The 13,715-nt window shown below is 58.2% G+C and carries 11 protein-coding genes; 10 read left to right on the top strand and 1 reads right to left on the bottom strand.

The genetic code is table 11. The annotated features are described in order from the left end of the window. The first annotated feature begins 148 nt into the window (after positions 1-148). The 5 genes from glp to CPPEL_RS07640 all read left to right on the top strand — a co-directional run bounded on the left by glp (position 149) and on the right by CPPEL_RS07640 (position 4,364). Positions 149-1,405, top strand: a complete 1,257-nt coding sequence (glp, locus tag CPPEL_RS07660; RefSeq protein WP_123960562.1) for a molybdotransferase-like divisome protein Glp — start codon at positions 149-151, stop codon at positions 1,403-1,405. Positions 1,406-1,409: 4 nt separating this feature from the next. Continuing rightward, positions 1,410-2,108, top strand: a complete 699-nt coding sequence (locus tag CPPEL_RS07655; protein ID WP_123960561.1) for a GNAT family N-acetyltransferase — start codon at positions 1,410-1,412, stop codon at positions 2,106-2,108. 116 nt (positions 2,109-2,224) lie between these two features. Next, entirely contained in the window at positions 2,225-3,283 is a 1,059-nt protein-coding gene (gene sepX, locus CPPEL_RS07650) for a divisome protein SepX/GlpR (RefSeq protein ID WP_123960560.1), read from the top strand. A gap of 9 nt (positions 3,284-3,292) precedes the next feature. Next, on the top strand, positions 3,293-3,706 hold the full coding sequence (locus CPPEL_RS07645) for a DoxX family protein (RefSeq protein ID WP_123960559.1): 414 nt from the start codon (positions 3,293-3,295) through the stop codon (positions 3,704-3,706). After that, positions 3,678-4,364: a zf-HC2 domain-containing protein gene (locus CPPEL_RS07640; protein WP_123960558.1), complete on the top strand. Its 687-nt coding sequence runs from the start codon at positions 3,678-3,680 to the stop codon at positions 4,362-4,364. Before CPPEL_RS07645 ends, CPPEL_RS07640 begins: the two co-directional genes overlap by 29 nt. Here the strand turns inward: CPPEL_RS07640 and CPPEL_RS07635 are convergent. After that, positions 4,361-5,971, bottom strand: a complete 1,611-nt coding sequence (locus tag CPPEL_RS07635) for a dolichyl-phosphate-mannose--protein mannosyltransferase (RefSeq protein WP_123960557.1) — start codon at positions 5,969-5,971, stop codon at positions 4,361-4,363. The two genes, CPPEL_RS07640 and CPPEL_RS07635, sit on opposite strands and share 4 nt — an antisense overlap. A 342-nt stretch (positions 5,972-6,313) precedes the next feature. On the opposite strand from CPPEL_RS07635, the gene CPPEL_RS07630 reads away from it, so the two are divergent. From CPPEL_RS07630 to CPPEL_RS07610, 5 genes are all read left to right on the top strand, one after another. Then, positions 6,314-8,164, top strand: coding sequence for a BCCT family transporter (locus CPPEL_RS07630; protein WP_425453822.1), 1,851 nt, complete (start codon positions 6,314-6,316; stop codon positions 8,162-8,164). Between the two features lie 260 nt (positions 8,165-8,424). Next, positions 8,425-9,777 carry a YkvI family membrane protein gene (locus CPPEL_RS07625; protein WP_206608922.1) on the top strand — a complete coding sequence of 451 codons (1,353 nt, stop codon included), beginning with the start codon at positions 8,425-8,427 and terminating at the stop codon, positions 9,775-9,777. A gap of 221 nt (positions 9,778-9,998) precedes the next feature. Then, positions 9,999-10,850, top strand: coding sequence for a 16S rRNA (cytidine(1402)-2'-O)-methyltransferase (gene rsmI / locus CPPEL_RS07620; protein ID WP_123960555.1), 852 nt, complete (start codon positions 9,999-10,001; stop codon positions 10,848-10,850). 53 nt (positions 10,851-10,903) lie between these two features. After that, positions 10,904-12,736 carry a methionine--tRNA ligase gene (gene metG / locus CPPEL_RS07615; protein ID WP_123960554.1) on the top strand — a complete coding sequence of 611 codons (1,833 nt, stop codon included), beginning with the start codon at positions 10,904-10,906 and terminating at the stop codon, positions 12,734-12,736. A 4-nt stretch (positions 12,737-12,740) separates the two neighbouring features. Continuing rightward, positions 12,741-13,565, top strand: a complete 825-nt coding sequence (locus CPPEL_RS07610) for a TatD family hydrolase (protein WP_123960553.1) — start codon at positions 12,741-12,743, stop codon at positions 13,563-13,565. Positions 13,566-13,715: the final 150 nt, after the last annotated feature.

Below are 13,715 nucleotides of genomic sequence, written 5' to 3'. Positions count from 1 at the left end.
AACATCTGTGATGCCCACCCCGTGTGCAAGGGCGACTGCATTACAGTAAAAAGGGCAGTTGAATAAGGGTGGATAGGCAGCATGACTGCGCCTTTGATCTGGTGCAGATGTGCAGGTGCTGTGCACCGATCCCCGGAAGGAGTACTCAGTGCGCTCAGTTGAGCAGCAACTCGCCATCGTGGAAGAAGCAGCGGTGGTTCCTGAGCCTGTCCGCATTGCTATTGCGGAATCACTCGGGCTGATGTGCGCCGAGGAAGTGCAGGCCACTCGCCCCTTGCCGGGCTTTGATCAGGCAGTGATCGATGGCTACGCCATCCGTGCCGTGGATGTTGGTGGCGAACGCGGCCTTGGCCGCGGATCGGGGCCAGTCCCCATGGAGGCCTCCTTGCCCGTGGTAGGTGAGGTAGCGGCGGGTTCTCAAAAACCGCTGCGCCTGCAACCCAAACAAGCGGTGCGCGTGCACACCGGCGCCCCAATTCCGGCCTTGGCTGATGCGGTGTTGCCACTGGAATGGTCTGATCGAGGCAAAAAGCGCGTGAGCGCTACCAGGCCGGTGCGTTCGGGGGAATTCGTGCGCAAAGCCGGCGACGATATCACCCCAGGTGATGTAGCCATCAGCAGCGGTGCGATCATTGGCCCGGCACACATTGGACTGCTTGCAGCAGTAGGCCGCTCGAAGGTGCTGGTGTATCCGCGCCCGCGGCTTTCCATCATCTCTATTGGCCATGAGCTGGTAGATATTGACCGCGACCCCGGCCTAGGCCAGGTCTTTGATGTGAATTCTTATGCCCTTGCCGCCGCCGGGCGTGATGCGGGGGCTGATGTGCACCGCGTTGGCATTGCCGCCGGCGAGCCGCGCAGGATTCGCGAAATCATTGAGGCTCAAGCCGTGCGCAGTGAGATCATCGTGATTTCTGGTGCAGTTGGCGGCTCAGGGTCGGAGCATGTGCGCGAAGTGCTCCAGCAAATCGGCGAGATTGATACCACCCGAGTAGCCATGCACCCCGGCTCTGTGCAGGGTTTTGGCATGATCGCAGAAGACACCCCGGTGTTCCTGCTGCCTAGCAACCCGGTGAGCTCATTGGTGATCTTTGAAACCTTCGTGCGCCCGATGATCAGGCTCAGCCTAGGCAAGCGAAATCCGAAGCGGCGCACCGTGAGGGCCAGGGCGCTGAATCACGTTGGATCTAAAGCCGGCCGCCGAGGTTTTGTGCGAGCCCGGTTGATGCGCGATGCAGAAACCCAAGATTACCTGGTAGAAGGCTTAGGTGCAGCCAATGGTGCGCCTGCGCACTTGCTTGCCGGTATGTCTGAGGCCAATGCGATGATTCAGATTCCTGAGGAAGTCACAGAGATCCGCCCCGGCGATATCGTGGAAGTCATCTTCCTATCCCAAGGTCGCTAGCAGCATGCAGCGCCTTTTGAGCTGGCTTGAGCCCGCGGCGCAGCCTGGCACAGGGCCACGGCACCCGCGCCACCCTGGGTGGAAGGAATTTACCCCAACGCTTCGTGTGGGAACCTCGTCCCGATTCCATCGCGTGTGCCTGCATCCCCTGGAATTTCGCCACGCCCAACAGTGGCGTGAGCAAAGAATGCGCAACCAAGCAGTGCTTGAAGCTGTAGAGCCCACCATCCACGGCACCTGGGAACAAGCGCATTCCATGCAGGGTTGGAAGCAGTATTTTTATCCGCTGAATCAGTCGGCGTTTCAAGGCCGCGCCGTGCCCTTTGCCATCGTGGTCGATGGGCAGTTTGCAGGCCAGATCACCTTGGATGAACTTCGGGGGATGCCCTGGCAAGACTGCATGGTGGGCTATTGGGTCGATGCGCCTTTATGGGGCAAAGGCATTGCTACTGCTGCGTGTGCCTTGGCGGTAGATCATGCTTTTCGACGCATCGGTGTGCACCGAGTACAGGCCACCTACATGCCAGATAACCCCGCCTCGGGTGCGGTGTTGGAAGCCGTTGGCTTTGAACAAGAAGGCCTCATGCGCGGCAATATGCATATCAATGGCCGCTGGCAGGATCACTTCCTTGTGGGCTTAAACCGCGATCGCTATACCTCGACTGCCGTGGAGCGGCTCAAGCGCGCTGGCCGCGTGTTTTAGGTTTTCTTCCTTCGCGGCGTGCCTCCCAGAGCCGCATGATATGGCGGGTTACATTAAAACTTCGAGAAAACTCGCCCGCAGTCTGTGGGTCGTAGATTCGGAAAGGCAAGTGGCTCGTGTCTGGAACCATCGCAATCATCCTCATCGCCTCGGTGTGGCTCTTCGTGCTCGCTCCGTGGTTGCTGCGTGGCCATCGCCCCATTTCTAAAGCCGGCGGCGCTTTCGAGGAAACCCGCGTGGTGCACCAAGGTGGGGAAGAAGACCTCCCACAGCAGCGTCGCCCCCGCGTGCGCAAAGAGGATATTCACGTCCACGATGAGCACGACGATTATGAGGTCGTGCTCGCCGAAGACACCGAAGATGTGCTCGAAGATGCCCCAGGTGCAACCCTGGGCGATCTGCTGCGCGATGCAAAAGATAAGTTCAAAAAGAAGCGCGGCGCAGACGAAGCAGCAGAGCCCATCCCTGCAGTGGTTGAAGGCGAAGTAGTACACGAGCTGCCTGCCGGCTACCAGAGCGAAGAAGCTGAGCAAGAGCCCGAGGCTCAGCCGGTAGCCGATGAGTACGACTTTGAAGATGAAGCACCCGAGTACTCCTACGGCGATGCCTATGAAGGCCCGGCCGATTGGATGCACCCCGATGCAGAAGATCCCGAGCCCGTTGCCGAAGCAGAGCGCGTTGAAGATCTAGAAGATGAAGACGCAGAACTGGATCAAACCGATCTGGAATTCGCTGCACGCCGAATCGGCCGCGGTGGCTGGGACCCTGAGGCTGCGCGAGCCTATCGCCAACAGCGCCTGCGCCGACGCCAGCAGTGCGTGGCAGGCTTTAGCGCCGCAGCACTGATCACCTTTATTGCCGCGATCTTTGCCGGCGGTTGGGTCTGGGCACTGTGTGCGCTTGCCGTTGCACTGCTAGCAACCTATCTGGTGGCCCTGCGCCGTCAGGTGCTGGCAGAAGAAGCCCTGCGCCGTCGCAGGATCCGCCAATTGCGCCGCGCGCGCATGGGTGTGAGGAATGCCAATGATGGCGCCCTCGGTGTGCCGGATCGTCTGCGCCACCCCGGTGCAGTGGTGTTAGAGATTGATGATGACAGCCCCGACTTCGACCATCTCGATACCGTTGAGGTTGAAACGGTCGAGGTTGATGATCTGCACGCCCGCCGGGCGGGCTAAGGATTGCCCATGGATCGTCCGGCGATACGCGACGCGGCGCTTTTGATCCTTCGTCTGGTCTTAGGCGTGGTGTTTGTTGCCCACGGCTACCAAAAATTCTTTATCCAAGGGATCACCGAAGTCACCGGCCAATTTAGCGCCCTAGGTATTCCTCAACCAAAGCTCAGCGCGGTGCTTGCCGCTAGCAGCGAACTCATCGGTGGCTCCTTGCTTATCGTCGGCCTGCTTACCACCTTCGTGGCAGGCGCACTCGCCCTGCTAATGGTGGCCGCGTTGTACTTTGTGCACTTTAGTTCGGGGTTCTTTCTCGAAGACGGTGGAGTGGAATACCCACTCGTACTGATCGCAGCCTTGCTGATTGTTGTGATCTTTGGCAGTGGTCGCGCCAGCGTAGATGGGGTACTCAGCCGTGCTGAGCTGTGAACAAGTCAAGGCGGCGCTTTCTGCACGCCTTGATGGGGAAGACCCCGGCATTAGCGAAGACGTCCTCGATGCCCACGTCGATGCCTGCGAGCAATGCCGCGCCTTCTATGAACAAGCTGCCGTGCTCAACCGCCAGCTCGCATTCCACCAAGCCCAGCCCCAAGCCCCAGACCTTTCCGCGGCGATTCTCGACGGGGTGGAATCCACCTTCCAACAAGAAGCAGCCCGGCGTGCAGCCGGATCGGCACTGGCACGAGTGGCCATGGTGCTGGTGGCCTGTGCCTGGATTATTTGGGCAGTGGTGGTCCTTTTGCGCCCAAGTTCCAATCTGATCGCTGCAGACCCTTATGAGCAGCAGCTTGTAATCGAGGCAGTCTCACTGCGCTGCGCTTTGGCCTTTGGGCTGGTGTTTACCGCTTGGCAGCCGAGGTTTATCCCAGGGCTGCTGCCCGTGGTGGGTGGATTGTGGATGTTTACCTTTGGCATGTCCATGCGCGATCTGCTCACCGGTGCCATTGGCGGCAGCATGGTCATGCAGCTTGTGCTGCTGTTTGCCAGCTTGCTCAGCATGGCTGTGGCGTGGCTGAGCGAAAAAGGATGGGTGTTGATCAAAGAAACCTTGGCATCGTTAAGCGCCACCCCGCGTTCAGAGCGCTAGTACCAGCTCGGTATCCAAATAAGCTGATCAAACCAACTACTAGGAATAATAAACCCGTACAAGATGGGTAAGAAGTAGAAGAACATCGCTACCACCAGTGCCAGGTAGCACAACACGATGCGCCTGCCATTGCTGAGGCGATTCCACCATGACGGCGCGAAGCGATAGCGCTTGGCTCTTCCAAGCCAACCTTGATGTGGTTGGGCTAATTCATCGCAGCAGATGGCCAGCATGCAGATACTAAAGGGCACCAGCGCGGTGGCATAAAAGAAGTACATCTGGCGGTCGTAATTTAGCAGCCACGGCAGGAAGCCGGCAAGAAAGGCAACCAGCGGAATGCCGTAGCTATAGCGCTTGCGAATCAGCACCGAGTAGCAAGCCCAGATCACGATCGGGATCGTCATCCACCAGATCGCCGGGGTGCCGAATAAGAAGAGCATCTGCTGGCAGGTCGTACCGGCGCAGCGTTGATCGGTGGAAGAAAAATACAGCAGTGGTCGAGCTGCTACCAGCCAATCGAGAGGCTTGGACTCCCAGGGGTGGTGGTGGCCTTCAGAGTTGGTCAAGGTGGAGTGAAATTGCAGCACCGAGACGTGATAGTGCACAAAGCCGGCGATGGCCTCTGGTAGCCAGTGCAGGGGGCTTTCCTCGGCAATGGTGCCATCGCTGAGCGCGTGGCGATAGACCGAAGTTTCGCTGCTAAACCATGCACGCCAACTGGCCAGATACAGTGCTACCGGCACGATCACCAGCGAGGCAAAAGCAGGGAAGGCATCGAGGCCAAGGGCTCCCAGGATTGGGCGTTTGGCTCCTACGCGGTGGCGTCGAAAAGCATCGAGGCCTACGGCCAACACGCCAAAAAAGGCCATGTAATACAGCCCCGACCACTTTACGCTCACAGCCAGCCCAAGGCTGATGCCGCAGGCAAAGCGCCACCAACGAAAACCAATCCGATAGCCGTACTGCGACATCGGCCGATGCGTGCTCCAGGCATGAGCAAAGGCACGATTTTGCTGTTGGTGATCGAGAACTAGGAAGTAGGCGGCAGCAACGATGCACGCCACCTGCACAATATCGAGCATGCCAAAGCGCGAAGTAACCAATAACACGCCATCGAATACAGCCAGCAGGCCTGCAACGGTAGCGGCGAAGGTGGAATGGGTCAGGCGCCTACACAGCGCCATAATCAGCAGCACTACGGCCACGCCGATGAGCGCATTCATTACTCGCCAACCCAGCGGGGTGTAGCCGAAGATCGCCTCGCCAATGGCCGTTACTTGTTTTGCCAGCGGGGGATGGACCACCAGGCCAAAACCGGGATTGAGCTCAATGCCGCCAATGAGCAGGTTTTGGGTTGATTCATAAATGTCATAGGCCTGGGGCACATAGTGCTTTTCATCAAAAATCGGGGTGCCGTGGTCGGTGATGGCTCCGAGCTTGATAAAGCGAGTAATTAGCGCCAGAACAGCAATGATGGCGGTGCTGACCGTATCGCCGCGAGTCCAGCGATAGGGGGACGTGGCAAGCAAGGCGGCGTTTCCAGCAAAGGCGCCACGATAGGAGGGTGCCTGAGGCCTGCGAGCGCGCCTTCGTTGCTTGATTGCCATGGGTAGCAGTCTACGACACGACCCCCGAGCGAAGCCTTGGCCTGTTTTGGCGGGCCAAAGGTGGGGTTTCTTCTTGGCCGGAGGGTGGGGATTTTGGCGGCTTGGATCGGCCCGGAGGAGAGGAAAAATGCCCCGTATTCTGCAATTGTTATAGTTTTGTTACGTTCCTGCGGTGCTTTTATGGATCGTACTGCGCTTATACATCGCCAGAAAATGTGCTTTTGCATGAAAGAAACTGGCAATTTTAGGCAGAACCTTGGAGTTCAATTTGAATTAACAAGCTATATACGGATCATGGAAACCATGAACGAATCTGCCGAAAATAACCCTGCGCAGGGTGAAATGAATGAGACAGGAGGCGGCGTCCCTCACGCCGAGACCTCCGCCTCTGGTGCAGCTTCATCCACTCCCAACGAGCAGCTAGAGCAGCAGCGCGAAGGCTCATCTGCCACCGCACAATTGGCTGCGTTGCTCAGCGAGGCGGATGAAGTAGACCAGACTGTGAGCACCTACAAAGAAGAAGATCGCTCCTATAAGGGCGAGGGCGCAGCCAAAGTGAACTGGCACGTCACCGCACCTGCAGTGATCGTCTCGCTCATCGTGGTGATCTGGGGCATTTTCGGCCGAGATAGCTTCTCTAGCTTCTCTTCTACAGCCTTGGCCTTTGTAGTGGATAACTTCGGTTGGGCATTCGTGCTGTTTAGCACGGTATTCCTCGTATTCGGCTTCGGTGTGGCCTTGAGTAAATTCGGCCGCATCAAACTTGGCCGCAACGACGAAGCACCAGAGTTTTCCACCGTCTCTTGGATTGCCATGATGTTCGCAGCCGGTATGGGCATCGGTCTGATGTTCTACGGCGTTGCCGAACCGCTCACCGATTACCTCAATGGCGTACCAGGCCACGAACCCCGCGATGTTTCCCAAGCAATGTCCACCACCTTGCTGCACTGGACACTGCACCCATGGGCAATCTACGGCATCTTCGGTCTGGCCATTGCCTACTCCACCTTCCGCCTTGGGCGCCGTCAGCTTCTGAGCTCGGCGTTTATCCCGCTGATTGGCGAGCGTCGCGCAAAGGGCGCACTGGGTAACTTCATCGACTTCGTTGCCATCGTGGCCACCATCTTCGGTACCGCCTGCTCCTTGGGCATTGGTGCCACACAGATCTCCGCTGGCCTCGATGCCTCCGGCCTGATCGATAACCCCGGCACCAAGACCATCATCTTGATTGTCTCCGTGCTCACCCTGGCATACCTGATCTCTGCGATGTCCGGTGTTGGCAAGGGCATCCAGTACGTCTCGAATATGAACATGGTGCTGGCAGCACTGATCGCCATCTTCGTGTTCGTGGTCGGCCCCACCGTGACCATCCTGAACTTCATCCCAGGATCCATCGGCGCATACCTCTCCAACTTCTTTGAGATGATCGGCCGCACCGCCGAGTCCTCCGATGGCACCGCCGGCGAATGGCTCAGCAGCTGGACCATCTTCTACTGGGCATGGTGGATCTCCTGGAGCCCCTTCGTGGGCATGTTCCTGGCACGCATCTCCCGTGGCCGAACCATCCGTGAGTTCCTCTTCGGCGTCATGCTCGTGCCCTCTGGTGTGTCCGTGGTGTGGTTCGCCATCTTCGGTGGCACCGCTATTCACCTCGAGCAGATCGGCGAGTCGATCTTCGGTGACGGCAATGCCGAATACCAGCTCTTCGACTTGCTCCAGCACTTCCCGGGCGGCCACGTCATCGCCATGATCGCCGTGATCTTGCTGGCCACCTTCTTCATCACCTCCGCGGACTCCGCTTCCACGGTGATGGGCTCGATGAGCCAGTCCGGCCAGGTTGATGCCAACCGCTACGTCTCTGCAATCTGGGGCCTTCTGGTTGGTCTGATCGGCATGACCATGCTGCTGACCGGCGGCAGCGATGTGCTGGGCAACCTCCAAAACCTCACCATCATCGCGGCCAGCCCCTTCCTCGTGGTGATCATCGCCTTGATGTTTGCCATCTTGAAGGATCTGCGCAACGACGAGATCTACCTGGACTACCGCGAGCAGCAGCGCTTTGCTGCCCGCCTGGCACGCGAACGCCGTATTCACGTCGATCGCGAAAAGCGCGCCCAGGCGCGCCAACGCCGCAGCAACATGCGTGAGCAGCGCAAAGCCGCTCATGCTGAGCGCAAGGCCAATAAGAAGTAACATAAGCTTCGAGTTTTTCTTCCACGACCCGGACATCGACACACGCTGTGATGGCTCGGGTCGCGGTTGTGAGCACGACGCTGAGAAACTCTTCGTTTTCCCGCACGCTGCCTAGGCGAAGTACCTCCGGCACTGCTGCCAAAGCAGCGCGCAAAGCTAATAGCAATTTCATTGATTTCCCAGCTTTTGCTGGCACCCCGACGGCGATGTCACCCATGCCGTTCGGAAGACCTTCACCTTGAGAAAGGATGAGCTAACCCATGCTCAAAAGAACGCTAAGCACCGCGATGGCTTTCGTAGGCATCGTGATCGGTGCTGGTTTCGCTACCGGCCAGGAGGTGTTGCAGTACTTCGTCTCCCACGGCTCAATGGGCATCTGGGGCGCACTAGTCTCCGGATTGGTCATGGTGGCCGCCGGCACGGCCGCGTTGCAGCTCGGCAGCTACTTCCTGGCCAATGACCACTCGGTGGTGCTGCGCCGCATCGCCCACCCAGTGGTGGCCCGCATCCTCGATATTGGTGTGCTTATCACGCTGTTTTGTACCGGCTTTGTCATGTTCGCCGGTGCAGGTTCCAACATGGAACAGCAATTCGGTTGGCCAGTTTGGGCCGGCTCCTTCATGATGCTGGTGCTGGTGCTCCTGGCAGGCCTGCTGAATGTAGACAAGGTAACCAACGTGATCGGCTCGATCACCCCGTTGATCATCATCTTCGTGGCAGTAGCCGTGGTCTACGCGATCATCAACAGCAACGGCGATACCGCGGTACTCAACGCGGCCGCTAGCGAAATCAACTCCGCAACCCCCAACTGGTTGGTTTCTGCCCTGAACTACGTTGGCCTGGCTCTGATGATGGGCTGCTCGATGTCCATCATCATTGGCGGCAATAACTTCAACCCCCGCGCCGCCGGCCTCGGCGGCATGCTGGGCGGTCTGATCTACGGCATCATGATGATCATCTCCACCTGGGGCCTGTACTCCGTGGTGGATAGCGTTGGCCAAGATGACGTTCCGATGCTCACCATCGTGAACATGATCCACCCAACCTTGGGTCTAATCATGTCCATCGTGATCATCGGCATGATCTTCAACACCGCGATCTCGATGTTCTACGCCTTTGGTAAGCGCGCTACCTCCAGCCGCGCCAAGTTGTTCTACCCCGTGTTCGCAGCAAGCTGCGTGGTGGGCTGGGGCTGCTCCTTCCTCGGCTTTAGAACCCTGGTTGGTTTGGTCTATCCGATCCTCGGCTACATGGGCATCTTCTTGGCTGCCGTGGTGGGCATTGCCTGGATGCGCAGCCTGGCCAAGATCCGCGAGGAGCGTAACCGCCGCGAGAAGATCCACGAGCTGGTACGCCGCAAGCTGGATCCGAACCTGCGCTTTAGCTCCAAGCAGGCACGCCAACTGCAGCGCTACACCGAAGAATCGGTGCTTGAAACCGAACAAATTGCAGAGTCGGTGCGTGAAGAGGTCAAACACGACATTGCCTCCGATCATGACCAAGAAACTGCAGAAGAAGCCGTGCCAGACGAAGGCGAGCTGAGCTTGCCCGAGCACGCAGGCCACCACCACCTTGGTGAGGATGCAAAAGAAAAGAAGGACAAAGACGCTTAAGTAGTCCTTGTCCACATCAGCGAAAGGGCATCGCCACATGGCGGTGCCCTTTTTGCATGCGGTCTGCACGCCTCGGGCCTAGGAACCCCTGGGCTTCGGCGCGGTGTGAACCCCTGGGCCTTTGCAGGCCGGGTGAACCCCTTTGGCATTGGCGCGGGGTGAAAACGCATTCTTCTGGCCGTGGGTGCTCTTGGTCTTTTGGGTATGCCACACTAAAAGGCATGCAACAAGAAGGTCATCTACCCACAGGTGTGGTGTTGGCAGCAACGCCGCTTGGCAACCACCTAGACGCAAGCGATCGCCTGCGCTTCGCCTTAGAACACGCCGCGGTGATTGCTTCAGAAGACACCCGCCGCACCAGAGCGCTGGCCCAGGCTCTTGGGGTAGAGATCCGGGGCAAGATTATTAGCAACTTCGATCACAACGAAGCCGAGCGCGTCCAGCAACTCCTCGACGCTGCAAAAACGCAGACGGTGCTGGTAGTCACCGATGCCGGCATGCCCATTGTTTCTGACCCCGGCCTGCCGTTAGTTGCCGCAGCCCACGATGCAGGCATCCCTGTTTCTTGTATCCCGGGGCCTTCGGCGGTCACCACGGCCCTTGCGCTGTCAGGTTTGGGCGTGGGCAAGTTCATCTTCGATGGTTTTGCCCCAAGAAAGCAGGGGCAGCGTCGTTCCTGGTTGGAGTCTTTGCAAAGCGAATCCCGTGCGGTGTGCTTTTTTGAGTCCCCTCACCGTCTTGCAGAAACACTCGCGACTGCAAGGGAAGTGCTAGGCCCTGAGCGTCGCGCGGCGGTGGCCAGGGAATTGACTAAGACGTATGAGGAAGTCCGCCGGGGCACGCTTGACGAGCTCGCCACTTGGGCCGAATCTGGGGTCCGCGGTGAGATCACCGTGGTGATCGAGGGTTCGAGCCACACCCAGGGCAATCCGGAGCTTTTGGTAGATGAGGTCGCCCGCCTGGTCGATGCAGGCATGCGCTTAAAGGCCGCGGCAGCAGAGGTGGCCAAGGTGCATAAGGTGAGCAAGAAGCAGCTTTACGACGCCTACCTTGCCCATCAGCAACCAGAATAATTGCCAACCCCCGAATCGCATTTGGGGTGCACAGTAAATTAAGCTCAGAACTTATGAATTCTCCTGTGCTCGTCGCTGTTGCATGGCCTTATGCCAATGGACCTCGCCACATCGGACACGTGGCCGGCTTTGGTGTTCCCTCCGATGTATTCGCTCGCTACCAGCGAATGCGTGGGGCAGATGTGCTGATGATCTCCGGCACCGATGAGCACGGCACCCCGCTTTTGGTGCAGGCTGATAAAGAAGGCGTGACCGTCCGGGAGCTCGCCGATCGCTACAACCGCCAGATCGTGGAGGATCTGGCAGGTCTGGGCTTAAGCTATGACCTATTCACCCGCACCACCACCCGCAACCACTACGCGGTGGTTCAAGAGCTCTTCCGCGGTTTGTATGAAAACGGCTACATGCTCAAAGAGACCACCCAGGGTGCTATCTCGCCTTCTACCGGGCGCACCTTGCCCGACCGTTATATCGAGGGCACCTGCCCGATCTGTGGGGCAGATGGAGCACGCGGCGATCAATGCGATACCTGCGGCAACCAGCTCGATCCGGCTGATCTGATTAACCCCGTTTCTAAGATCAACGGCGAGACCCCGGAGTTTGTAGAAACGGAGCACTTCCTGCTCGATCTGCCTTCCTTGGCAGAAGCGCTTGGGGCATGGCTGCGCGGGCGTGAGCAGTGGCGTCCGAATGTATTGAAGTTCTCTTTGAATCTTCTTGATGATCTGCGCCCACGCGCGATGACCCGCGATATCGACTGGGGTGTGCCCATTCCGATCGATGGGTGGCAAGACAATAACGCCAAGAAGCTCTACGTTTGGTTCGATGCGGTGGTTGGCTACCTTTCTGCCTCCATTGAGTGGGCGTACCGCGAAGGACGCCCCGAGGCATGGCGTGAGTGGTGGACCAACCCTGAGGCCGTGAGCTACTACTTCATGGGTAAAGACAACATCACCTTCCACTCGCAGATCTGGCCTGCAGAGCTGCTTGGTTATCAAGGCAAAGGTGCACACGGCGGCAACGAACATGAGCTTGGCGCCCTGCAGCTTCCCACAGAGGTGGTTTCTTCTGAGTACCTCACCATGAGTGGCTCGAAATTCTCCTCCTCTAAGGGCGTGGTGATCTACGTTAAGGACTTCTTAAAAGAGTTCGGTCCTGATCCTTTGCGTTATTTCATTGCGGTGGCTGGCCCTGAAAATACCGACACCGATTTCACCTGGGATGAGTTTGTCCGCCGCAACAACAATGAGCTGGCCAATGGTTGGGGCAACCTGGTCAACCGCACGGTGAGCATGGCGTATAAGAACTTCGGTGCAGTACCAGAGCCTGGCCAGTTGCGGGAAGAAGATGAGGCGCTGCTCGATTTGGCCTCCCAGGCTTTTGAGGTGGTAGGCGATGCCCTATCTAAGAACCGCTTTAAGGCCGGTATTACCCACGCGATGCATGTGGTGGGCGAAACCAATGCCTATATCGCAGCTCAAGAACCTTGGAAGCTGGCAAAGGACCCGGAGCAGCGCGAGCGTCTGGCCACCGTGCTGTGGACGGCCTTGCAGGCAGTAAGCGACTGCAACACCTTGCTTACCCCATACCTGCCGCATACCGCGCAGCGGGTACATGAGGCACTTGGCCGTGAGGGCGTGTGGTCTGGGATGCCGGAGATTCAAGAAGTATCCGATGATATGGATGTCCACCCCGTTGGTGCCGGCTTACCGGAGGCAGGGGCGAGCTATCCCATTATCACCGGCGACTATGAATCAGCCCAGGCTCGTTGGCAGCGCATCCCGGTCCAGGCAGGCGCCCCCTTGCAAAAGCCCAAGCCGCTGATTGCCAAGCTTGATCCCGAATTGGCAGAAACTGGCCCCGAGTGGGCTCCAGTGGTGAGCTAGCGCGATGGGGAAGAAGAAGCCACGTCCAGCGCCAGTACCCGCTGATCATCCGGGCGGGATGGTGGATGCGCACACGCATTTATCCAGTGCGAAAGATAGCGTGGAGCGCCTTGTCCAGCGCGCCAAATTGGCTGGTGTAGAGCGTATTTGCACCGTTGGCGACGGGGTAGAAGAGGCAGCCCAGGCACTCTCGATTGCCCAAACGCAACCCGATGTGGTGGCCGCCTGCGCTATTCACCCCACCAAGGCGCAGCAGCTTGATCAGCAAGCACGCGCCCGCTTAGAGGCCATGGCTGCCGATCCTGCTTGTGTGGCGATTGGCGAAACGGGTCTGGATACCTACTGGATCCAGCACGATCCAGAACGTACGGCTGATCTTGCAACGCAGATCTCCGCGCTGGAGTGGCACATTGATCTAGCCATCAAGCACAACAAGGCGCTGATGATTCACAACCGAGAGGCAGATCAGCCCTTGCTTGATGTGCTGGCTGCATCGCCCAAGCCAGTCCAGACGATCCTGCATTGTTTTTCCTCTCCGGTAGATGTGGCAGAAGAGGCCTTGGCGCGCGGCTATGTGCTGAGCTTTGCAGGTAATGCCACGTTTAAGCGCAATGATTTTTTGCGTGAGGCAGCAAGGATCGCGCCAGTAGAGCAGATTCTTGTAGAAACGGATGCGCCATATATGACGCCCGAGCCTTATCGCGGTTCGCCCAATGAGCCTTCGTTGATCGGGCATACCTACTTGGCACTTGCTGCGGCGCGTGGGGAAGATCCAGCCGAGTTCGCTGCGGCGGTGTCGAAGAACTTTGCTCGCGTCTACGGCCTATAGGCCCCGCTTTTACTGATACTGCTGAGGGGTATGCGCCTTGATGGTGTTGTTGTGACTCATGTGGGTTTACCTGGGAGAATGTTTCCTACCGAAACTCCTGTGAATTTTGCGTGGGTGGTTGGCTTTAGCGCTTCGTTACCGTATTGTTAC

Origin of the sequence: Corynebacterium pseudopelargi, from assembly GCF_003814005.1 — a bacterium.
Lineage (GTDB): Bacteria > Actinomycetota > Actinomycetes > Mycobacteriales > Mycobacteriaceae > Corynebacterium > Corynebacterium pseudopelargi.
Note: the sequence above shows the minus strand (reverse complement) of the source record. Positions and strands in the feature narration are given on the sequence as shown.